The organism is Levilactobacillus yonginensis (genome assembly GCF_003946265.1).
Taxonomy (GTDB): Bacteria; Bacillota; Bacilli; order Lactobacillales; family Lactobacillaceae; genus Levilactobacillus; species Levilactobacillus yonginensis.
Window position 1 is genome coordinate 130,049 of record NZ_RHNO01000004.1, and the last position, 23,463, is coordinate 153,511.

Below are 23,463 nucleotides of genomic sequence, written 5' to 3' on the forward strand. Positions count from 1 at the left end.
AAAGAAAACTGTGGCGAGTAACTCAGATTCAATCTATAATGTTTTGACATACATTCACCGCCACCAACAAGATGTGTCCTTCATCCAGCAGCGCAATAGCAACGTTGTTTCGATTGGCGTCCCTGACACTGTCAAGGTGGCCAACCCAGACATCTACTTCCCAACTGACCGGCTATTAGTCAATCGGATGGATGAAGACTTCCTGGCTAAAAATGGCGACCTGTTAAACGATTTCTTTGACCGAACCAATAGTTCAAAGTTAGACTATTCAGAGGTCTGGATCACGACCGGGTACATTCAAGCCGAGCACACCTATTTGGTGGAAATTTCATTTGAATAGTAATCTACACACTAAAAAAAGACTGTGACCAACGTCATAGTCTTTTTTGGTATTTAAATGCCTTTGCATTGAAGCGTAGCCTACAAGCCACTCGCCCACAAGGCTACACTTTTAGCTTTAATTAAATAATGCTCGCGAAGCCCAGACGCCACCCCCGATGACCAACACGGCCACCAGAAAGAAGCGGAACAACGCTGCAAAAGCAACTAGCACGATAACCCCAATAATCAGGGTACCCACCAGTCCCAGCAACCAGCCAGCCATGCCGAAGACCAATCGCAAAATTGGAAATAGTAAAAGTAATAGTAGAAGGCTTAATATCACGATGATCGCTCCATTCTGTCCGGGAATCCCTGACTAGCCATTATTCTACACCAATCAGACCGGGCAAACACCTATCTTATATTTACAAATTTATAAAGAAACTAACCGACCGTAATCTGGCGACGACCGTGTTCCTTCGAGTGATACAGATTGGCATCGACCCGCTTGTAAAAGTCCAGCGGGTTATGATCCGCCGCACTCAATCCGGAAACGCCCACCGAGATGGTGACGTGCAGCGTCGTTTCGTTGTACGGAATCTCTAAATCATCAACCGCATCGAAAACGGTCTGAGCAACAGGCCGTGCCCGTTCCAAGTCACAGTTTGGTAGGATAATGTTGAATTCTTCCCCACCCGTTCGATACAGCACCATCCTGGCGTCAACGGCCTTTAGCGCATCCGTCACGGCCCGCGCTACCGCCTTTAAAACTTCATCTCCAGCCAAATGGCCGTACGTGTCGTTCACTTGTTTGAAGTGGTCAATATCAAACATCACCATCGACAAATTCTCATTGTGCACAGAACTATTTTGAAAGCGATAGTTAATGGCCCGGTCGTAAGCCGCAAAATTTTGAACGTGCGTCAGTGCATCCCAGTTAGCCGATTGGAACAGCCGGTCCTTGATGCGCCGATCCTTATCCTGAATCTTGAAGTAACCGTACATGAGACTTGCCAAGACGGTGTAATCTGCGATTTCAATCCAATAAGTGGCCATTCCCAGGTGAAACCGTACAGCGACTAGCCCCCAAAGAACCAGGGCAAAAGCTACCGCAATCGAAATATAACGGGTAAACGGCCAGCGCCATAAATGTGTGCTCTGCTGGTAAGAAACCACGTAGAACAACACGAAAATAATGGTGTAGGTCCACGACAGGGGCGCCGTCACGTTACCATTGATCAACATGAAACCTACTCCGGAAATAAAAATCAACCAGTGTGGAATTTTAAGTTGTAAAAAGTATGCCACAAATATCAGTAGTAGTAACTGAAAATTAGTGAATGTCCACGAAAGGTGACTGTCGCGAACCAAGAACTGCAGGGCAAAAACGGAGACCACCGCACAGGTCAGCCCAATGGCAATTTGAACTTTTTTGATGTCGATCGGCTTATTTTGCGATTCGACCTTTGCCGTTACCCAATTAAAAATGGACCAGTAAAGCGTGATAACGCCTAGCACGAAGAAGATACTGGTAATAATTGGGGGAACGAGCCACATCGTCCATGACATAGAACCATTCTCCTTGTAAATTAAATGTTTTAACTAACGATTTGGTGGGGGGGCTGTCGATAAAGCCCATCACCCACCAATAATTATACCGCGTTAATCACACGAATACATCTACTATAAACCTTTTCATATAATGACGCCATTTAAAATTATATAAATTCCTATATCAATTCGAGAATTTTGAAAATCTTTCCCTCAGTTACCTGCTTTCTCCGTCATTCCCCTATTTAAAATGGGAAAAATAAAGTATGATGGTAACAGACATTTCAAAAGGAGGCGCGCCAACACCATGTACCGTTATTTTCTCCAGCCACAACTAAACGTTCTCAACAATTCACTAATTGGCTATGAGATGCTCATTCGGCAACGGGTTGCTGACCATTGGGTTCTCCCCCGCGAGTTTGAAACCATTCCAATTGACGTCCAAGCTGACTTAATTCGCCAAACAGCTCAAAAATTGCGACTTAAGGTTGCTTCGGTCTCTTATAACGTTAACCAAACTCAGTTTGTGAATTCCACTATTGCGAAGACTATCGTCGCTGCTCAACGCGCCATCTACCCGATCACCTTGGTGCTAGAGGTCACTGAGGAACTTACTGATGCCACCATCACCGATGAACAGGTCATTGATCAGGTCCACTACTTCGACGAGCAAGGCATTCAACTTAGCCTCGACGACATCGGTACCGGTATCAATACATACGAACACATTGAACCGATTCTGTCATACGCTAGCGAAATCAAATTTGCTATGCAGAACTTTCGGGAGGCTGGTCGGGAAACCGAAATTCCAGACGCCCTCAAATTCTGGAAGAAAATTTCTCAGCAGTATCGCCTCCGGTTAATCCTTGAAGGTGTGGAAACCGCTGAGGAGGATGAACTCGCCAACCAACTTGAGATTCCCCTCCGTCAAGGCTGGTACTACGGTAAACCCCACTTAATTGCCCTGTAATGGCCATTAAACATGTTCTACGGGCTTAACCGCATCATCCTCAAATTAACGAGTCAATCAAACAAAACCGCCTACCAAACGGTAGGCGGTTTTTAATTTTCCCTCAGCAACATCTAATTCGTTAACTAAAATAGCTACCAAATGGCTTCACGCCAACCTTAGTGGCGATGTTTTTTCGATAAATTCAATGGAATTGCAACATTAGTTGTGGGCTACGTTCCCCTTTTTTTTAACTACCTTATTTTTTTCTCACAGATACCCTACTCCGGCCAATTGTCATTATAGTAAATACAGAGCAGTGAATGAAACATCTTAGACAAAGTATTTCTGACACAAGCAGTTGTTCCGATTGATGTTTAGTCAATCTGTAGGCTGCGAGCACTTGTAGATTGGAGGAGGATTACGATGCGAAAAAAGAAAGCCAATCTAATTATTGGCATCTTAATAGCTGTTTTTGTTTTCTTGATCGGCGGTATCGGTATGACTTCAGTCACTGCTCAAGCCAAGAATATTCAAGTCGCCGGTTTAGGTGAAAATAATGCAGTCATTACAGACACCAACGGTAAGGTTATTCCTAATGGGAGTGATCTCAGCAAGTGGGATACCTATTTAGTTGATTACAAATGGGGCATTCCCGACGGTGTAGCCATTCAGGCCGGCGATACGGCAACTGTCACTTTTCCTCACACAGCTGTCGGTCGGCGAGACGTTTCGTTCCCACTGTACGATGACAGTGGCCGAGAGATCGGGACATTTTCGATTAAAGAAGGTGAAAACACGGGAACTATCACCTTTAACGACACCCTATCCAGTACGTCGACTAACCGTAGCGGAGACCTGCATTTCTACGTCAAAGGAACCGAACAGAATGCCAACATCGGTCTTGATTGGGGCATCAACAAGATCGGTTGGGTAGCTGAGCGTAACTCAGATGGTTCACCCGCATTACTCACCTGGAACATTGCGTTCAACCCCAACAGCACCCACTTAGGTCAAGCTGTCATCACTGATAACCTTGGCCCCGGGCAAAGTTACGTCCCAGGTAGTGTCCATGCCCAAACTGGAAAATTCGATGACACTGGTAGCTTTGTTAGTGATGGTGGTTCCGTAACGCCTAACGTTGAAGCTGGTAATAGTACCGTTATTTTCACTTTTGACAATATCACCACAGCGGTCAATATGACTTACCACACAAAGCCAGACGTTTCCGGTACTGGTGGTGCTTGGAAAAACAGTGCCACACTGAATGGCCAAACCGTTAACTCTCAAATCGTTTGGGGCGGCAGTGGTACTGGTAACGGCAGTAATGGTGGTAGCGAAGAAGAAGATTCCGGTCTAGTCAAACTAACCAAGACCGATAAAGCCACCGGTAAAGCCTTAGCTGGTGCCGTCTACGAACTCCAAGACGCAACTGGCAAGGTCATTAAGGCCGACATGACCACTGATGCTGCCGGAACGATTACGTACGGTGGATTAGCTGTCGGCAAGTATCAATTTGTTGAAACCAAGGCGCCTGAGGGCTACGAATTGGATAAGACGCCCATTCCGTTTGAAATTAAGGCCGGTTCATCCGCTGAAGTCAGTGTGACTGCCGAAGATACGAAGACACCTGATACCTCAGGGCCCGGAAATCCCGGCACGACCACGCCACCTACGAACCCTGGCAATCCTGGGACGACTACGCCACCTGCGACGCCAACCAACCCAGAAAATCCTGGAACGACGACACCCCCTACTACGACGCCAACGAATCCAGAAAATCCTGGAACGACGACTCCTTCCGTCAAGCCACCAAAGCCGACGAAACCGGTAAAGCCTACTAAGCCAGTTAAACCGGTAAAGCCTGTAAAGCCAAACAAACCAGCTAAGCCGAATAAGCCAATCACCTATCCAGGCGGTGGTCAAAGTAGCGGTAACGTGACTACTGGTGGGGCCGGTAGCAACATTTCCGGCCAAGGGACTGGTTCCGGATCCACTGGTTACGAAGCTGGTAGCGGCGCCCCAACAACTACCGGAAGTGGTTCATCGACTGGCAGTGGCAGCTACGTCGGATCTACCCTGCCACAAACGGGTGAACACAAGACCAGTAGCCTCCTTCTGACGATTGCCGGATTTGCTCTGTTAATTACGACTAGTGGCCTCTGGATTCACCAGAAGCGGCATGAATAAAAAATCCTCATGACTAATGTAATTTTTGCTGATCACTAATTAGGTTATCAAACTGCCTCAAGCTAATCTTGGGGCAGTTTTTTTGGTTAACCAATCACAAAAACGATCTAATCCACGTGACCTTGGTCTTGTTCTTCGCAATTCTTCGCACATTTTTTCTGAATTTCAGTTTTGCGAAGAAATTGCGAAGAACGATTTGTATTTGAGTGCTTTTCAGACAAAAAGAAAAGAGTCAGAAACGCTGTTTTATCAGCATTTCTAGCTCTTTTAATATCTCAGTGTTTCTCTAATTATCACCCGCACGGGGCTCGAACCCGTAACTCCGCCTTGAGAGGGCGACGTCTTAAACCAGTTTGACCAGCGGGCAATGTCATTTACTAGCAATATCTAATTTACGCTATTCGCTAAAAAATGTCAATCCTTCTCTGCATGAAATTACATTAAAATGAGACTTCATGCAGTAATTTAGTTTTTAAGTTTAGCTCAGTTATTGTCAGTTTAGTCAGTAACCCCCGTTCAGTCCAGATGCTACTGGTTCATTCCCAGTATACCCAATTACTAAAGATTGAAGGTTCGAAAAACGTTATCAATCCAAGAACAGTATGGCATTACAGACCTAAAATTAGGCTCACCCGGCCACCTGCGACGGTCAGAGATTCCGCCTGCTGTGGGGGGGAACACCTACAGTCTGAAAAGCGGTCTATTTTAAGTCAGGACGTCACACTTGCACCGTCGAACATTTGTTCGTATAATGCTATTTGAGGTGATGATCATGGACCAACGCGCATTCAACGGAAAATTACTAGCAGACCCGAAAGTACTCAAACTCAGACCCCTGCTCATCTTCGCTAAAATTGCCGATGAGACTGGCAACATACACAACTGTCTAATTCATCAACACGGGCTAAACTTTCTCTACCAGGCGACTGGCGGGACGCACGTCGCGCTTTATGGTCACACAAACCAGCGCAAACAATTTGTCGTGACGCACTTTACCGTAGTGGCCAGTTCTGCTTCGGTAGCTTCCTAACATTAATTAGTCGACCAAAAACACGTCTGATAGTTTGCCCCAATGGACGAACTATCAAACGTGTTTTCTTTGGACGAAACCAAACTTGCTAAATCAACACCTATTGAGAACGTTGATTGTCTTCGACAAATTTCAACCGCATCCCTATAGCCATTAATCTATTGATTCGTCCTGAGTATTACCTCTCCCTGACGGCAGAAGAGGTGATCGTTAGTGAGTATCTTATTTTTTGGGACCGTAAAGGGTCTCGTAGTTGTACCCCTTAGGATTGGTTATTTTAGCCAAGTGCTTGCTGGTGTAGTAGTAAGGCGTGTTCACAGGCAATGAATGCAAGTTTTCTGCGTGCAAGACTTTGACTTTCTTGCCGTTCACCTTAGCTGTGACAACCTTGTAGCCAGTTAACGTATACTTAGGAGTCATAGCTTTCTTAGTAGTATTCCAGAATCCTACCTTAGTTGACTTACCAGCCTTGTAGGCAAACATCCAACTGTCTTTCCCCTTCTGGAGTTTCTTAGCTGGATCGTATTGATGTAAGACCCCTTTAGCTGTGCTTGGCACAGTGTAGGAATCACCATTCCAGATATTAGTCCATTTTTTGGCAGAAAAAGTCACCTTACTATATCTGAACTTACCTTTATCATTTTTTTCGTAATGATACCAAGTACGCCGCAAAGACTTCGGAAAAGTCTTCAAAGACTTCTTAGACTTAGCATCCGCCGTAACCCCTGGCGTAGCTACTACGACTGCGGCTCCCATGGTTGTAGCAACCATCACTGCACTTACAATTTTTAATAATTTCATGATCTTTTCTCCTTTTAACTATTGATATGCTTAAACTAATTCACTTAATTTAATGTTACTTGTAAGCCTTGACCTTAAATTGCTTATTAGCGGATAACACAGTAAACGACTTGTGACCCTTAATTTTTTCAGTATAGCCTGCCCGTAACTTAAGCTTCTTGGCCTTGGTCTTCACCACCTGACTAAAGGTTAACTTCTTCGATAATTTAGCCAACTTGGTGGTGTTACCCACGCTAATCTGAACGTTCTTTGCAGGTGTGAAAACACTGGTTCTAATGTTGGTGACCTTTAGCTTCCCACTGACCTTCACCGATTTACCAGACTTAGTGCGCTTAGCCTTCACGTTTGTGACCTGGTAGGCCCAGCGATTTTCCTTAGCGTTAACCGTTTTATCAACGATAAGTCCCAGTTTAACTGCCTGTTCTGCAGTATATTTTTTACCGTTATACGTCACGGTCTGCTTACCACTGTCATCTGTAATCGTAACTTCTAGAGACTTGGCTTGTGCCGTGGTAGACGCGGTAATCAGGCCACCGCCTAGGCTCAGCACAACCAGCAAACTAGTGAGTCCGCTTTTCATCAATCCCATATGTAGTTCCTCCTTCAAGTAGCAACCGGTCACCTTGATTGCCTTTATCCTTGTCGTAGTGTTAACTCACTAGACACTAGTAATCATACATGATGGGTATGTCACATTATGTCGTTTAGCCTGGTTTGTCGAATAAAAATATAAATTTTTTCAATTTTAACCAGCAATTTCAAGGGCATTGACTTGGTATACCGACCGCAGCCGAAAATCACCCACGACTGGGTAAAATTCGTTGCACGAAAAAAGCCGCCAAACCAACCTCTGTGAGGTCAATCTGACGACTAATATGAACCTTATAATTGGGTATACTGGACTCGAACCAGTAAATTACGGATTCAGAGTCCGCCGCCTTACCAATTTGGCTAATACCCAATAAGCCTGTTTCCAATGTCGAAACAACTATTTAATAGTAACCTGTTCAGCGTTTGGTGTCAATAAATTTTCGGAATTTTTCGGTCAGATTGTATGAATTACCAGGAAATGTAAGTTTATACAGAGTGACGGTTGCCCTTCTTCGACGCAAAAAAGGAAACCACCAAATCGGCAGTTTCCTCTAAAATAGCTTTAACTTATCTTCGCCGGCGCCAAAAACTCACGACACCCGTAGCTAAGAGTACCAGCACACCCAGTAGAGTGGCCAATTCGCCAGCTTTCAGTCCTGGCGTCTGATACGTCAACCGAATACGGTGGTTACCAGCTGGCAGCTGTGCACCAACAAAGCCGACATTGACCTTCTTAGTTGCTTGCTGCTTGCCATCGACCGTCAGATGCCACCCCTTAGAATAAGGAATGGACGTAGTCAGGACACTTGGCCGGGCTGACTGAGAGGTCCCCGTGACACTATTTTGCTTAACGGAGAGTCCTTGTAAGCCCTGTTTCTTTAAGTTCTGCATCCGTTGGTCATACTGCTTACCAAATGGCACAGCGACCAATTTAACGGACTTAAACTTCAAGCTCTTCACACCCTTGAAGGCCAACTGAATATTCCGGCGGTCCTTGTGTGAATAACCCAAGTTCAGCACGACCCGTTGCTTGTTCTGATAGTCGGATAAATTACTCCGACCGAGTTGGCTGAACGTGTTGATATTTTCTGGCGTTGTCGCCGTCGCCGTATAGGCACCGTCACTCTGTTGCCAGATGGCACTCCGCAGCTTATTGATCCGCGAAATACCGGTATAAGCGTTGTTTTTAAAGATACTATTGTTCCGATCACCATTGTATTTGTCAGCGACACTAAAGTTTTCCGCCTTAATGCCATCGATTTCCAAGTACAACTCGGTATTCCGCGTCTGCTTGGGATCATTGACCTTCAAATTATAGGTAATGGGATCATTCTGATTATCAGAAGTCATTTCCTTCAACCCATGTGCATTAACCTGTTGGTTCCGCTTAAACGTCCGGGCGTTTTGCTCGGTCAGCTTCGTCACCCGTTGCACATCATTATCAATGTTCACAGAACGATCACGGTTATTTTTCCGCAGTGATGGCTGGAATGGTTTCATCTCCAGCTCGGCTTCGGTCTTATTCCCGTACTTCCGGTAGTCGACCACCTTGCTCAGGCTATCCAAGACCGACCGATCATCAGCCAATGCTTGGTAACTGACTTGTCGAGTTTGACTGTGATACGTCTTGGTCTGAACACGCTTTGCGCCGCCTTCAACCAAAGCCCCCGTCGTCAAGGCCTGCTCACGGTCTGGACCACTGAGTTGGTTAAATTGACGCTGACTGAGTTGCTGCGTTTGCAGATAAGCTAATGGCAAAGCGTTCTTTGATTTGAGCACAGTTGTCGGATAGTTATTCCCCAAATCATGTACAGATTGATCCCGGTAGGTCACGTCCTGCCCGTTCTTGTGTTTGGCTGGCGTGTACCCGTATGGAAAAGCCTGCATCCCCAATTGATTCGTCCGCGCAAAGACATATTTAACGCCCAAGAGGTTGTTCATCGTCGTCCGACTATCAGCCTGATTAATGGGTTTGTTCATCTTGAACTGTGCGTTGTCCAAGGACTGACTAAAGTCCCCCATGGAACCATTCTCGATTGAGAAATAGGTCATAATATCGTGCGCGCCTAGGTTAATCCCCATGTTGGTCTTAGCTTCATTGGCATAGTAATAGAACTTACTCGTAGCAGAACGGTGAAAGCCTTTCTGCTTATTCGTGTATTTTTCAGCACCATCGTAATAGTTCTTTTGGTACTTCGTCGCAATGCCTTGTGGCACCAGCTGAGCACTGGCACCACCAGAGTTAGGACTGAAGTAACCGTATCCGTTCGTAATGATATTTAAACTCAAGAGACCCAACAAGGTCCAGATTGTTCGTGACTGAGACCACTGGAAGAAGTGACTACTCAAAATGGCGCCCAGTGTGAGCAACAATAACCCATACATCACGAAATCATGTGGATGGTTACTATAGATAAACCCGTTAGCCGCCCAAACAACGGCCAACAATCCCAGTGTACTGACGATCAGCACTGTAAAATCGTTACGGGTCAAGTTCCCCAACTCATCCATAAAGGTCATGACCGCAAGACTAAATGCCAAACATCCCAGCAATAACCAACGCTGAGAAGGTGTCGTCATCCCATTCATCACGGCCGCAATAGCGGGCACCAGTGAGCCAACCACTAGCAATAAGAGACTAATGTTGAGCCACAGGTAACGTTTGAAGTGACGGAGCACGAAAACCAGACTTAAGAAGGTCAAGCCGGCCAACCCCAGGTTCACCCAAAAACGCATAGGATTCCCCGTCGTCACCAGCATGTTGGGTAAGCGCAAGTAATAGTTAAATGGATATAGAAAATAGCCGTTGGCAAAAGATGACGTTGCCCGCGTTGAGCTGGTCACCCCTAGGAGCGATGGCAACAACAGTGTCCCAGATAACAGGAACCCCGTTGCCCCAGCACCAACGAAACGACCAATTAATGGCCAAACTTTAAAGTGCGTCGTTTCACGTAGCTTAAAGTAACGCAGCACTGCGTACACAAAACTACCGATGGCTAATATGTAGGCAAAGTAAAAGTTACTGATCAATGCGAGTCCCGTGAAAAAGGCAAGCGGCAACCACGATTTCTGACGATAGATGTGATCGATACCGTAAGCTAAAAGTGGAAACAGGATCATTGGTAACAGGAAAAATGGGTGCCGAATACTAACGTACAAAGAATACCCCGTAAATGTGTACGTTAACGTTCCTAGCAACCGGCTGCTGGGCTTGAACGACCGTTGGCGAGCAAACAGCATGAATGCCAACCCACTCACGTACAAGCGCAACAAAATCAACAAGTTGTAGCCTAATTCAATACTGTGTTTGGGAAATAAACCGATTAAATAACTAAACGGGTCACCTAATACGTAGTATGAAAAAGTGGTCAACTTATCGGCCCCTAACCCCAAATCCCAAGACCAGCCGGTCAGGCTGCCTTGATGGAGCCACGTATAAAATTTTTCTAAAATTGGGTAGTGTTGGGCAAGCCCATCACCCTCCCAAATAAAGGACTTCCCTGTCAGCAGAAAAATGCCGTACAGGAAAATCGCCAACACCACAAAAATAACGGTGTAGTCTAAATAACTCCGCTTTGACGCCTTCACGTTAAAATCTCCCCTTACTTCAAATCTAGAGCCCAATCGTTGGCCCCTACCCCGAAGCCCAACTCATTTAACTATAGTCTGTCTAGCCATACGTCTCAAGGGTTCTGACCAATTAGCACCAAAACTTTAATCCTTGTCACGCCCCTGTTACTTAAAAATAACATTAGAAATTTATTCTAACATAATTAACCCGTAACAGCTGAAACTTTTTCAACCGGTTGTCCTATAAATTTTGCCCTCAAAAAAAGGGGTCGAGACAACTACGTCCCGAACCCTTCCAAATACAATCTTTCAAATTAAAGTCGTGCGTTTAATTCCTTGCCTAAGTTTTCAAAACCTGGCTTGCCCAGCAAAGCAAACATGTTCGTCTTGTAAGCTTCCACCCCTGGTTGGTTGAATGGGTTGATCCCGTTCAAGTAACCAGAGATACCAACAGCTACTTCGAAGAAGTAAATCAGGTAGCCCAACGTGTATGGCGTTTGGTCTGGAATGTGAACACCCATGTTTGGTACGCCACCGTCAGTATGTGCCAGAACGACCCCTTCGTAGGCCTTCTTGTTTACAAAGCTCATTGGCTTTCCTTGCAAGTACTTCAAGCCATCCAAATCATCGTCAGCACTAGGAACATCGACGTCGTTTTGTGGTTGATCAACGGTAATTACCGTTTCCATCAGGTTCCGCCGACCTTCTTGGATGTATTGACCCAAGGAGTGCAAGTCGGTACTGAAGTTTGCGGATGATGGGTAGATACCCTTTTGGTCTTTCCCTTCGGATTCACCCATTAATTGCTTCCACCATTCTGCGAAGTACTGTAGACGTGGTTCGTAGTTTTCAAGCAATTCTGTGGTGTAACCCTTCCGGTACAAAATATTCCGTAAGGCTGCGTATTGGTAAGCTTCATTCTTAGTCAAATCAGGGTTGGTGTATGCATCTTGTGCATCAGCGGCCCCCTTCATCAAGTCATCAATGTTGGCACCAGATGCAGCGATTGGCAACAAGCCAACAGCGGTCAAAACGGAGTAACGACCACCAACGCCATCAGGAATAACAAAGGTTTCGTAACCGGCAGCATCGGCTTCAGTCTTCAAAGCCCCGCGTTGTTTGTCAGTTGTGGCGTAGATCCGGGACTTGGCCCCATCTTCACCATATTTTTTAATTAATTTATCCTTGAAAATTCGGAACGCAATTGAAGGTTCCGTCGTTGTCCCAGACTTTGAGATCACGTTAACGGAGAAATCACGATCGCCAATCAAGTTGATCAGGTCGTGCACGTAGTCAGGGCTGATAGAATTACCAGCGAAGAACACTTGTGGTCCTTGACGCTTCTCAGCAGGTAAGTAGTTAAAGAACGTGTCGTGTAAGAAGTCGACAGCCATCTTGGCCCCTAAGTAGGACCCCCCAATACCAATAACCACTAAGACTTCGGAATCAGATTGAATTTTCTTTGCAGCCGCTTTAATGCGGGCAAATTCTTCTTTATCGTATTCTTTTGGCAATGCCAACCAATCACGGAAATCACTCCCCGCACCGGTTCCCTGACGTAACTCAGCGTCAGCAGCGTTGACCAGCGCCTGCATTTCCCCCAGTTCATTGTCATGAATAAACGGATCAAGTTTGGAACGATCAAAGGCGATATGTGCCATATTCAGATAACCTCACTTTTATTGATTTGACTGCCTTATTATACCGCAAACTTGGCCAATCGTAAATGGTCTAGTCCAAAATAGACCGAAAGTTTTTTAGGCGCTTTCAAATCACTTATAGCACGGTTGCGCTGCCGTCACCAGCTGGCAATGACCCGTCCAATTAACCTTTACTAAAATTTTACGCATAAAAAAAGGTCCAGACAATCGTCCAGACCCACCTTTATTAAGAATCAAATTAGTGCTTCATCAAGCCCAAGGTTACCCCACCAACAACAACTAACAGTGAGCCAATGGTGATGTAAACCATTTCGCGACTAGTCTTCTTTTCACCCAGTAACCAGATACTCCCAAATGTCGAGATAACAATCCCACATTGTGCTAAGGAGTAGCTAATTGCCAAACCGACTGTTGGAATGGACATGAACATGAAGAAGTTCCCAATGCCCCAAACCAGCCCAGTCATGATGTTCTTAGCAGTGGCCTTATGCCAAACCTTCTGCCGAGAAAACATCACGAAAATCAAGGCTCCCAGAATCATCCCCAGGGATTGTGGGAATAAGACGGTCTTAGAATCCAGACCTGAAGCCGTCACGATAACCGTGTAAAGTACGTAACCAATGGTTGAAATCGCAATGGCAATACTCCCCTTACCGGCTTCAACTGGTTGACTGGCACCGGCCGTCGCTCGCTTGTCACGCAACGACGTCATCGCTGCCCCAACAATCAAGACAATCACGGCGATGGTCCCCATGGTGACCATCTTAGTGGTCGTCCATTCATGGAACAATAGCACCCCGGCCAACGCGGTCCCAACTAACTGGAGACCAGTTGAAATTGGCACGGTTCGTGAAATTCCGATAAACTTCATCGATTGAAATTGTTCAAACTGACCAACTGACCAGCAGAGTCCTGATGCAACCCCAACCAGCATGGACATTCCTGTAATTGGTTTATGAAAATAAACCAATGCAAACAGTCCGAATAATACGGCTCCAGCGGTCATTCCCAATGTTTGTTGGTAGGAAGTCCCACCCAAACGTCCACTAATTAAACCAATGCTCCCCCAACAAATTGTGGGGATTAAAGCTAATAATATACCCATCTTGCAAGCCTCAACTCTCTCGTTTCATTCTGTAGACTATTCTCTGTAAGCGCTTTTTGATTTGCAATAGTCAGTGTAATGGTTTCCGATTTAAAAGTAAACAAATTTTATTCAAAAAAAGGCCGAACGGTAAGTGGTCTATCTTACCATTCGGTCTTCATATTGATAATTTTCATGAATTTTCATTAATCAACTAATAACAATAAACCCTTAATTGATTCACTATGACGGTCCGAAACGTTAGTCAAAAAGTCAGCTGGTGAAGTGAATTCTTTGGAAACACTTACATGACCGGTATAATTTTGAATTGCATCGTTAATCGTTAACTTCAATCGTTTCATAGAATACGTTGGTGCAGTCGTCGTCACTAGGACGCTCGTCCCGCTCTGCGCAAGCTGCAGTGCCTGTTCTACTAATGGCTGGAGATCTTGTTCCAAGGTGAACGCCCGCTTCTTACCCCGAATAAAGGCCGGTGGGTTGATCACGATGGTATCAAAGGTCAACTCATGCTTAATCGCATAGTCTAGATAATTTTCAACGTCCATCGTCCGCATTTCAACAGCTGCTTGGTCCAAGTTGTTAGCTGCTAACTGTGCCTGAACGGTCGTCGTTGCCCGGTTGGTTGGATCAACGGTCACGGCTTCAACGGCCCCACCCAGCATCGCAGCTGAGACAGCCCCTGTTTCAGCACTGAAAAGATTCAGAATTCGCTTCTGTTGGCTCGTTTCCTTAAGCCAGTCACGAACGTCACGGAATTCCAAGGCCAATTGTTGTCGCGTTGACTTCAAGTCAACGGGGAAGGACATGTCATTCTCCATGATATTCATTGGTTGATCAACTGGCTTACCACTAATAATCTGGGTTTTATCTTGGCCAGGAGCAGCGGCTAAAACCACGTGGTCCTTACCCATTGCGCGCTCAAACCCGGCATAGATCAACCGTGATTGTTGCTTCAACGCATTGTTTTGCCAACGGAAGACGTACTGTCCGTTGAAAACATCGATGACCAAGCCACCCAGGTTGTCACCCGTCCCGTTGAAGAAGCGGTACGCTGCAGTGTCCGCAAAGGCAGCCCGTTTGGCAGCGGCCGCTCTAAACTTACTAGCAAAGAAGCGTTCATCGATTGGTTCATTTTCTCGTAGGCTCAGGACGTACCCGATGCCTCGGTGTTGTTTAGCGAAGTAAGCCATCGCAACGAAATGCTCGTGGTTTTCCAATTGGACCCACGCGCCATCTTCAAAGTCGCGACGATTTTCTAAGTCAGTGATAGATACGATAGGATAGCCGTCCTCAAACTTGCGGACGGACTTCCCGGTAATTTGTACTCGTTTCAAAAGTTTCCTCCTTAATGGTCTCCTCATTGTAACATGGCTGGTCGTGAAACACAGCCGTTAGTTTTCAGCGACAAGCAGCGGTAACCTCTGCATAGGGTTAACCTTCATCCGTTCGCGCACGTTCCGAGTTGGTCTGATGTTGGTCTGGAAAAATCACCGTAAACGTCGTCCCAACATTTTCCTTACTCGTCACACTAATTTTCCCGTGATGCAGTTGAACCAGTTGGTGGACGATTGACAACCCCAACCCAGACTCACCATACTTGGTATTTTTCCGTGATGGATCTGCCTTGTAGTAACGTTCCCAGATGTTTTGCAGTTGTTCCTCAGACATCCCCATGCCATCATCGGCTACCTTCACAATGGTCTCTTCATATCCCCGCTGAGCGGAAATCGTGACGTGCCCGTGCTGGGTAAACTGAATGGCATTTTGAGTAATGTTAAACATGATTTGGACGAACCGGTCATAATCGGCGTAAACTTCAATTTCCTTGGGCGCCTGTAACTCCAGGTAATCCCCACTGTCCTCCGCCTTTTGCTTCAACTGTTCGACGATGTTATGCAGGGCATCCACCGCATTGAATTCATGCAAGTTTAACGCAATCTGGTTGGAACGAATCTTCTCGTAATCCAAGTTTTCATTAACGAGTCGAATTAACCGACTGGTTTCACTCCGCATCAACGCAATGCTTTCTTCCTTGCTGTCTTCCGGAATCGCATCGTATGCCATTCCCTCGAGTAACCCATTGATGGTGGTCAACGGGGTCCGCATTTCATGAGAGGCGTTGGCCATGAACTCTCGCCGGCGCTCCTCTTGTCGTTGAATCTCCTCTTGCGAGTCTTTCAGCGAATGAGCCATCCCGTTAAAGTCATTGATCAAGTCATCAATTTCATCTCGATTGCGACTAGCCATTTGCACATCATAGTTCCCCTTGGCAACCTGATTGGTTGCTTTCCGCAAGCGATTGATTCGAGAGGTGTAGTACCGCGCCAAAATATAGCTGGCCACGATGGCTACCAAACAGGAAACTAGCAGGGAACGAATCAAGTTTCGATTAATCTGGTTCACGTTAGTATTGATATCAGAGACAAACGCCCCCATGACCACCACGGCCACCAATTTGTGATTGTAGAAATAGGGTTTCATGACCTCGGTCATGGCTGGACTGACCCGCCCATTTTTATTGCGCACCTGGCGATCGACTACTTTGTGAATAATCTGATTATTTTTGAGTTTCTTCCAATCAGACTTATTGATGGGTTGTTGGTAAACGTTAGCCGGAAAAACAATCTTATTCGTGGCACTATAGATTGTCGTGCTAATGGCTTGATTTTGTAAGAGCTGCTCACTGTTCTCTAACGCCGTCGTGTCAAAGTTAACCGTTCGTGGATCTTGCGAACTGATTCGCAACGACTGTTCAATCAAGCTGTTTGAATACTTTTCCAGTGAATTCCACGTATTGCTGTACACCATATGCCGCGTCATCTGGGAATATGAGACCCCCATCAGAACCAGAATAATGGTGATAGCTGCAAAGAATCCTAACATTTGTTGGTACATTAACTTCATTGCTGATCTGCTCCACTATCATCAAATTTGTAACCGACACCCCAAACGGTTTGAATAATTTGGGGGCCAACCTTTTCAATCTTTTGTCGTAACTTCTTAATGTGGGCATCCACTGTCCGCTCGTCACCATAGTACTCGTAGTCCCAAACTAGCTGGAGCAACTGCTCTCTAGAAAAGACCTGGCGTGGTTTCTGGGCTAAAGTCTTGAGCAAATCGAACTCCTTGGGCGTCAATTCCTGAATCTGACGGCCGTTCAGGTAGGCCTCACGAGTCTTCGTATTGAGCTTAAAATTCTCGGTGACGACGTCAAAGGCCTCCGTATCGTTCAACGGTGCACTTTCCGTAGTCTTCGCTGTAGCGGCCAGCCCAGCCCGGCGATGGAGGGCCTTGATCCTTGCAATCAGCGTAATCGGACTAAATGGCTTCGTGACATAATCATCAGCCCCCATCTCCAACCCCAACACTTGGTCGCTCTCGGAATCCCGAGCAGTGAGCATGATGATTGGCACTGTTGGCGATAATTTACGGATCTCGGCGCTGACCTGCATGCCATCCATACCGGGCAAGTTCAGATCCAAAGTGACCATATCCCAGTCATTGGGAGCGGCCGCAAACATTTCAACTGCTTCATTGCCATCGTAGGCAAATTGGGCATCCCACTGCTCCTTCTTAAAAAACATCGACATCATTTGTGATACTGAGTGGTTGTCTTCAATCATTAATAACTTCATTGCATCCTCCAAAGATTCTCGTGTCATGTCATCGGAGCCGGCAAAAGTTCGTGAACATGGGTACTTTGAAACTAACAGGCGCATCAGAAATAGTCATGATGGAACCTTGAAGTTTCTGTAACTTTTGACCGGTTACTTGGTTTAATGGCTATGAGGCTTTCTCAACTACCTATTATACTATACTGCTCAAAGCATTAATGCCTTAATTTAAGCCCGATTAGGCGAAATTCTTTGCAGGGCGACACAGGTATGGTAAACTTAATTAGTATCGTCATGGGGCCGTTCTGGATTCGACTGGTATAGGTTGAACCTTGACTGCGCGTCGTAGCGGCATCTACGTTAAAAGGTCCAGTTTATTATAACTGCAAAAAATAATAACAATTCTTACGCTTTAGCTGCTTAATAGGCGCTTAACGTAGATCCTCCTAGGCTTGCCCGCGGTCTAGATCTGGGTCCTAAATTTAACGGGCTTACGCTAACGGCTCCCACCTGAAGTTCGTTAGAAGAGATGAATCAGGTTAGCTGAGTATGTGGGCCCTGACAGGCGGCAAGTTATTCAGTGAAACTATAAGTAGTCTGCCTATGCGTGTAGACGTTAAGGTGGCAATATGCTAGGACGCGGGTTCGATCCCCGCCGGCTCCATAAATGCCAGTACGTTTAAAACCTATGACGAGAAAAACCACGTTCCCTCGGGAGCGTGGTTTTTTTATGCTCTTTAACTGAACAAGCCCTGATTTAGCGCAGTTTGTCCAACCAAAGGCACTTGCCAAATACCTAAATTAAAAATTTTTTCTTCCATTAAATATGTGATTTATTGAACGAATAAGCAGTGTCATGGATTGGGCCATGACTTAAACGTCAAACCCGGCTTGCTAACCTTCCCCAAATGCCCGAATAAATCTAGCGGTGTATTCCCCCGCCTGCTGGTAATCAGCCACTCGGATGTTTTCGTTTGGCGCGTGGGCCCCAGAGCCGGACCAGGTAGAGCCGAACGCCACGATTGGCGTCTTAATCGCCTCATCAAATGGTGCTTGAGGGCCAGTTCCGGCAGAGTTTGGCACTAATTTCACAGAATTACCATAAACTTCATGGGCAGTTGCCACCGCCGTCTGAACCAGTTCATCCGTTAAGTCAGAGCGAAATGGTTTCTCACCCAATAAGTAGTTAACCTTAACATCAGGAAAACCGTTGACCGTTAACTGCTGCTGAATCAATTCTGCTAACTTATGTGGATCCTGATTGGGTACAAGTCGACAGTCTAACTTAGCCTTAGCAAACTTAGGCAAGACGGTCTTAACCCCATCACCCTCATAGCCACTGGTCAACCCGTTAATGGTCATGGTCGTTGCGTTGATCAGTGCCGTAGTTGGTTCACTGGTCACCAATGGTGCTTTCAGCCCAAACGTCTGCCGGGTTTGTTCCTCGTTAAAATTCATCTCATCCACGGCAGCCTGTTCAACCGGTGTCAACGACCGAACATCATCATAAAAACCAGCTACTAAGACTTCATTTTTCGGACCACGTAAGGAAGCTAGCGCCCGGGTCAACCGCCAAGCGGCGTTATCCGCGTAAGCTGCCAGCGAGGAATGCAGATCCACCGCCGCCGTCTGTACGGTAAGTTCAAAACTCATGATGCCCTTCACACCACAGGTGATGGCGAAATTTTCGTCGGCATCCTTACCGCCAGTTTCCCAGACGAGACCATCCGCAACTAAATCAGCAGCGTGTTTGACGGTCATCTGGGGAATGTGCCGACTACCGATCTCTTCTTCACCCTCAACGACAAACTTGAGGTTACACGGCAACCCACCGCTACGCTGCAAAGCTTTTACTGCAGACAAGCGTAGCATGAGTTCACCCTTATCATCCGAAACACCTCGGGCCACATACTTACCAGCCACTTCAGTTAATTTAAAGGGTTCGGTTTGCCATTCATCTAATGGTTCCGGGGGCTGAACATCGTAATGGTTATAGAAGAGTAACGTCTTCTCTGCGTTACCCTGGGGCCCTGCTGGCAGCGTGGCAAAGACAAATGGATTACTGCCAGGCACGTCCCGCCACACCGTGACTTCGGCACCCAACTCCTTAAACGCCGACTCTAAGAAGGCGACTGTCTCTTCGATACCTTTATTCTGAGCGGATACCGTTTCAATCTTTAGATAATCCGCTAAGCGTTGATGGTCCTCCTCTAAAGCCGCTGTCACGGCCGTCTTCAATTTGTCCGTACTCTCTGACATACGCCACACTCCTTTTTACGTCAAAAACGCCCTCAGTCAAAGTTTCCGACCGAAGGCGCCATTGCGGTTACCCACCGTTTATCCAGAAAATATCCTGGCCTAAACTTATTCTTGAAAACTAACTTGTCATTTACATTAATCTTTGATGAGTAAAAAGTCAAGAAGTTCTCATTGAATACTCATTTTATTGGTGTGCGAATCTGATAGATGCCAACCGAACTGTTGGCGATCCACCTCGCTTTTAATAATGGTTTAAACGCTTCGCTATTGCCCGTAACGATGAGGCCAGCAAACTTGGCCGTCCGTAAGTTAGGATATTGCTTAGCGTACTGACCAGCAAACTTGAAAATGTTAACGTCATCATAGGTCAAACCCAAGTCATGCTTATGTGCATAAACTAAGCCTTGATGAAAGCCCCGATAATCATCCTCATTCAGCGTCCCCGCTGCGTTTTGGACGTTCAAGCCAAATAAATTATTATCCATAAAAGTTGGGTCAGCCTTTTTCTCGACCCCAATCCAATACCAGGCTGGGTGGACGCCTTTTGGCAACCGTTGTTGAATGGCAGCGTAACTCAGTGGTTCCTTGAAGGTAACCCCCATTTCAACCACAGCATTTCGCTGATTCGCAATTTTTTGTAAGTCGTGGGCTGGTTTCTCTGCTGCTTTTTTTAAACGCGGATTGTAAAACACGGGGACTTTTTGCTGGGTCTCACGATCATAGACGGCACCACTCGTACCATTGGACTCAACTGCGTTTAAATTCCCTGAGATGTGAGAACCGTACAACCAGGAATACGTTGCCGTGAGCGATGACCAAGGAACGTGGACCCCTTCGATATCCTTAAATCGTCGATTAAAAGCCTGTCCCCCCAGCAAGGAAGTATCCTTCAGCCGCAACTCACTAGTTTGGATATTAGGCGCCATAATTTGCGAAACCATTTCTAAGTAGTTCATTTGTGCATTAGACTCATTGGCCGCCTTCATTTGTGTTAATTTATAACTCCCGATGGCTACCAGCAGCAGAGCAACTAGGACAATCATAACCGTGCCAATCCACCGAAAGATTTTCACCCGTAGTGCCAACCGCCGAAACTTTTTCCCTTCGTTCAATCCACGTCACCCCTCATTACTTTTTCTAGTTTGCGATGGACACGGTGTAACCGCATCTTAACTGTTGCCGGTCGAACCCCCAATCGCGTAGCCACTTCCGCTATGGATAAGGCCTCTTCATAACGGAGCAACAGTAAGGTGATCTCCCGCGGGGACAGTCGTGTCAAAGCTAATGCCAAACCAGTCTCAATCGACAAATTCCCAACCGTTTCCAGCATTGGTCGTAAATAATTTTGCACAATTTCGGCGTATCGTTGGCGCCGACGATATCCGTCCAAATACGTTGACCAGGCCACCCGATACATATACGGTCGCAATTTGTCGGGTGGTAAAATTAACTGCATTTCCAACAATTTAACAAATACATCCTGTACCACGTCAGCCGCAATCTCTCGGTCAGCACCCCGGTTGATCAGGTAACCCCGAATTTCAACTGCTAGTTCACCGACCAGCTGTTCATAAGCCTGTAACCGCATGTCTGCTCCCCTTTCACTAGTGATAACGAACGAGTTGGCAAAAGGTAACACCTATTTTCAAAAAAATAAGTAATCGCAGTATACCTGAAAATAACAGCAAAAAAAAAAGTGACCCGCAATCAGGTCACTATCCGTTGTAAATTCATTTAAATTTGACCAACTCAATGTCGAAAACAGCCTGTCTGGTTCGAGTCGTTCTTAATAAATATCGGAACTACCAAACTAATCTAAATTGATTGCACTCCGGAGGCCAGGGATACAGCCTGCTGTGGGGACGCTTCAGACTGGAAAAACACCAGTCTTCTCGCTCGATTTGAAGCCACTAAGAACCTGTGTCTTCAAAGTCGCCCGTGGTGTAGGCTGGCAAAAATCACCAGCTAACACCACCTTCACTGCTGGCTGTATCCCTGGCCTCCTCCACTCTAATTGTCGTTTGGTCTCATCACCGCAAAAGAGTTGACGCACACTAGTCATGATGACTAGTCGATTTTCAACATACTAACTAGCAGCGAAATACCGTGTAAGCCGAGAGGTCGTCAGATATGGGCTCAGGCGCGTCGTTCTGCTTTGTCAGTAGGAGCTTTTCCTGCTGACTTAGCAGAAGACCAAGCTTGGAGACTCGGTACTTTCGAGGCTTCAAGTTGCGTCCGCACCGTTCCAGCCCATATCTGGCGACCGGTAAGGCGCAAGAAACACACTAAATTGCCTAAATACTCAGTTTCTAGTTCCATCGTTATTCGTCATTGCTAAGGGATCAACCCATTCGTCAAACTGAGCGGCAGTTACTTTCCCAGACTGGATAGCAGCTGCCCGTAAAGTTGTCCCCTCTCGTTCAGCCTGCTGGGCAATTTCAGCGCTAGCGTGATACCCAATGTGGGGCGAGAGGGCCGTCACCGTCATCAAGGACTGATCAACCAGTTCGCTCATCCGATCCGCATTGACAGTGAGTCCCTGAATCAATTTGGTGGTAAAGCTAGCAATCGTCCCGGTCAAAAGATCCGTCGACTCCAAGAAAGTGGCAATGATTACCGGTTTATAAACGTTCAATTCAAAGTTTCCTTGGGAAGCTGCCACGGAAATTGTCACATCATTGCCCATCACCCGGGTCGCCGCCATGGTCAGCGCTTCCGCTTGGGTGGGATTGACTTTGCCAGGCATGATTGAAGAACCCGGCTCGTTGGCGGGGATGTTTAATTCATTGTAGCCGGCTCGCGGACCACTGGCCAAGAACCGAATGTCGTTGGCAATCTTCAACAGGTCACCGGCTAGCGTTCGAATGGCCCCATGCACGACGGTTAAGCCGGAATGAGCAGCCAACCCAAAGAATTTATTGGTATCCGCAGTAAAGGTCTGTTGATAGGCTTTACTCAGCTCGGCAGCCACCGCGGTAGCAAACCCGGGGGCCGCGTTCAATCCTGTCCCAACAGCCGTCCCACCGATTGGTAATTCACCTAGTGTTGGGGCTAACGAGGTTAGGTAATCGCGATCATGTTGTAAAGTACTGACCCACCCACTAATTTCCTGACCAAAGGTTAACGGCGTGGCATCCTGCAAATGTGTCCGTCCAATCTTAACGACTTGCCAATATTTTTGCTGCTTCATTTGTAATTCCGATATCAGCTTGTCCAGTTGCGTAATTAGTTGGTTAACGGCAATGGTTGACGTTACGGCCATCGCCGTTGGAAAGGTATCATTGGAACTTTGACCGCGATTCACATCATCATTGGGCAGAACCCCACTCGTCGGATCGTACGTCACGGTTTGGTGAGCAATCACTTCATTGACGTTCATATTCGTCTGCGTACCGGACCCCGTTTGATAGACTCGCAACGGAAAATCTCGTTGTAGTTGAGTATCAGACAACTTTAACAGGTCTTCCGTGGCCCGAATAATCAATTGGGCTTTGGCCTCTTGAATTTCTCCCAAGTCCCGGTTGGCAATGGCTGCCGCACGCTTAAGTTGCAGCAACGCTCGAATCAGGACCATTGGCATCAACGGTCCTGTCGTAAAGTTGTGACGACTACGCTCCGTCTGGGGGCCCCACAGAGCCTTAGCCGGGACCTTAACCGTTCCCAATGTATCCGCTTCTTCACGATAATCCATCTTTCCTCTTCCTCTCTAAAACCTGATTACGTTCAATATACCGGGTGGTCTTGGCAACGTCAATCATTCCACCAAAAAAGCCGACCCCGGAGGATCGACCACTTGGCTTCTATTATTTGCTGGTTAATCT

The 23,463-nt window shown here is 46.4% G+C and carries 18 protein-coding genes, 2 tRNA genes and 1 other RNA gene; 5 read left to right on the forward strand and 16 right to left on the reverse strand.

What is annotated here, in order from left to right:
• Window positions 1–10 precede the first annotated feature (10 nt).
• A complete protein-coding gene (locus EKM87_RS03605; protein ID WP_125681937.1) occupies window positions 11–340 on the forward strand; it encodes a hypothetical protein in 330 nt (109 codons plus the stop codon).
• Window positions 341–457: 117 nt separating this feature from the next.
• On the opposite strand, the gene EKM87_RS03610 is transcribed toward EKM87_RS03605, so the two are convergent.
• Together EKM87_RS03610 and EKM87_RS03615 are read right to left on the reverse strand one after the other, a co-directional pair.
• Complete coding sequence (locus tag EKM87_RS03610) at window positions 458–664, reverse strand: hypothetical protein (RefSeq protein ID WP_125681939.1); 207 nt, start codon at window positions 662–664, stop codon at window positions 458–460.
• A gap of 101 nt (window positions 665–765) precedes the next feature.
• Window positions 766–1,890, reverse strand: a complete 1,125-nt coding sequence (locus EKM87_RS03615; protein ID WP_125681941.1) for a GGDEF domain-containing protein — start codon at window positions 1,888–1,890, stop codon at window positions 766–768.
• Between the two features lie 289 nt (window positions 1,891–2,179).
• Here EKM87_RS03615 and EKM87_RS03620 point away from each other — a divergent pair, with 289 nt between their 5' ends.
• Together EKM87_RS03620 and EKM87_RS03625 are read left to right on the forward strand one after the other, a co-directional pair.
• Window positions 2,180–2,842: an EAL domain-containing protein gene (locus EKM87_RS03620; protein ID WP_125681943.1), complete on the forward strand. Its 663-nt coding sequence runs from the start codon at window positions 2,180–2,182 to the stop codon at window positions 2,840–2,842.
• A gap of 405 nt (window positions 2,843–3,247) precedes the next feature.
• Window positions 3,248–5,011 carry a SpaA isopeptide-forming pilin-related protein gene (locus tag EKM87_RS03625; protein ID WP_125681945.1) on the forward strand — a complete coding sequence of 588 codons (1,764 nt, stop codon included), beginning with the start codon at window positions 3,248–3,250 and terminating at the stop codon, window positions 5,009–5,011.
• 293 nt (window positions 5,012–5,304) lie between these two features.
• Here the strand turns inward: EKM87_RS03625 and EKM87_RS03630 are convergent.
• Window positions 5,305–5,378 (reverse strand) — tRNA-Glu (locus EKM87_RS03630).
• Between the two features lie 405 nt (window positions 5,379–5,783).
• On the opposite strand from EKM87_RS03630, the gene EKM87_RS03635 reads away from it, so the two are divergent.
• Window positions 5,784–6,041 (forward strand): hypothetical protein, encoded by a 258-nt coding sequence (locus tag EKM87_RS03635; RefSeq protein WP_125681947.1) that lies wholly within the window; start codon window positions 5,784–5,786, stop codon window positions 6,039–6,041.
• A gap of 222 nt (window positions 6,042–6,263) precedes the next feature.
• On the opposite strand, the gene EKM87_RS03640 is transcribed toward EKM87_RS03635, so the two are convergent.
• From EKM87_RS03640 to EKM87_RS03680, 9 genes are all read right to left on the reverse strand, one after another.
• On the reverse strand, window positions 6,264–6,842 hold the full coding sequence (locus tag EKM87_RS03640; RefSeq protein ID WP_125681950.1) for a hypothetical protein: 579 nt from the start codon (window positions 6,840–6,842) through the stop codon (window positions 6,264–6,266).
• A gap of 55 nt (window positions 6,843–6,897) precedes the next feature.
• Window positions 6,898–7,431: a hypothetical protein gene (locus EKM87_RS03645; RefSeq protein ID WP_125681952.1), complete on the reverse strand. Its 534-nt coding sequence runs from the start codon at window positions 7,429–7,431 to the stop codon at window positions 6,898–6,900.
• 299 nt (window positions 7,432–7,730) lie between these two features.
• Window positions 7,731–7,803: transfer RNA gene (locus tag EKM87_RS03650), tRNA-Gln, on the reverse strand.
• A 197-nt stretch (window positions 7,804–8,000) separates the two neighbouring features.
• The gene (locus EKM87_RS03655) at window positions 8,001–11,021 is read right to left on the reverse strand and encodes a YfhO family protein (RefSeq protein WP_125681954.1); all 3,021 of its coding nucleotides are present in this window, start codon (window positions 11,019–11,021) and stop codon (window positions 8,001–8,003) included.
• Window positions 11,022–11,317: 296 nt separating this feature from the next.
• Window positions 11,318–12,664, reverse strand: a complete 1,347-nt coding sequence (locus EKM87_RS03660) for a glucose-6-phosphate isomerase (protein WP_125681956.1) — start codon at window positions 12,662–12,664, stop codon at window positions 11,318–11,320.
• Window positions 12,665–12,902: 238 nt separating this feature from the next.
• Window positions 12,903–13,769, reverse strand: a complete 867-nt coding sequence (locus EKM87_RS03665) for a GRP family sugar transporter (protein WP_125681958.1) — start codon at window positions 13,767–13,769, stop codon at window positions 12,903–12,905.
• Between the two features lie 185 nt (window positions 13,770–13,954).
• Window positions 13,955–15,103 carry a class I SAM-dependent methyltransferase gene (locus tag EKM87_RS03670; protein WP_125681960.1) on the reverse strand — a complete coding sequence of 383 codons (1,149 nt, stop codon included), beginning with the start codon at window positions 15,101–15,103 and terminating at the stop codon, window positions 13,955–13,957.
• Window positions 15,104–15,200: 97 nt separating this feature from the next.
• Window positions 15,201–16,673, reverse strand: a complete 1,473-nt coding sequence (locus tag EKM87_RS03675; RefSeq protein ID WP_125681962.1) for a sensor histidine kinase — start codon at window positions 16,671–16,673, stop codon at window positions 15,201–15,203.
• Window positions 16,670–17,404: a response regulator transcription factor gene (locus EKM87_RS03680; protein WP_125681964.1), complete on the reverse strand. Its 735-nt coding sequence runs from the start codon at window positions 17,402–17,404 to the stop codon at window positions 16,670–16,672. The genes EKM87_RS03675 and EKM87_RS03680 overlap by 4 nt, the downstream gene beginning before the upstream one ends.
• A 275-nt stretch (window positions 17,405–17,679) precedes the next feature.
• On the opposite strand from EKM87_RS03680, the gene ssrA reads away from it, so the two are divergent.
• Window positions 17,680–18,050: a transfer-messenger RNA gene (gene ssrA / locus EKM87_RS03685) on the forward strand.
• Between the two features lie 227 nt (window positions 18,051–18,277).
• Here ssrA and EKM87_RS03690 read toward each other — a convergent pair.
• From EKM87_RS03690 to EKM87_RS03705, 4 genes are all read right to left on the reverse strand, one after another.
• Window positions 18,278–19,642 carry a M20/M25/M40 family metallo-hydrolase gene (locus EKM87_RS03690; RefSeq protein WP_125681966.1) on the reverse strand — a complete coding sequence of 455 codons (1,365 nt, stop codon included), beginning with the start codon at window positions 19,640–19,642 and terminating at the stop codon, window positions 18,278–18,280.
• A 179-nt stretch (window positions 19,643–19,821) separates the two neighbouring features.
• Window positions 19,822–20,754: a sigma factor regulator N-terminal domain-containing protein gene (locus tag EKM87_RS03695; RefSeq protein WP_125681968.1), complete on the reverse strand. Its 933-nt coding sequence runs from the start codon at window positions 20,752–20,754 to the stop codon at window positions 19,822–19,824.
• Complete coding sequence (locus tag EKM87_RS03700) at window positions 20,751–21,230, reverse strand: RNA polymerase sigma factor (protein ID WP_125681970.1); 480 nt, start codon at window positions 21,228–21,230, stop codon at window positions 20,751–20,753. Before EKM87_RS03700 ends, EKM87_RS03695 begins: the two co-directional genes overlap by 4 nt.
• A gap of 714 nt (window positions 21,231–21,944) precedes the next feature.
• Window positions 21,945–23,333 (reverse strand): class II fumarate hydratase, encoded by a 1,389-nt coding sequence (locus EKM87_RS03705; protein WP_125681971.1) that lies wholly within the window; start codon window positions 23,331–23,333, stop codon window positions 21,945–21,947.
• Window positions 23,334–23,463 lie beyond the last annotated feature (130 nt).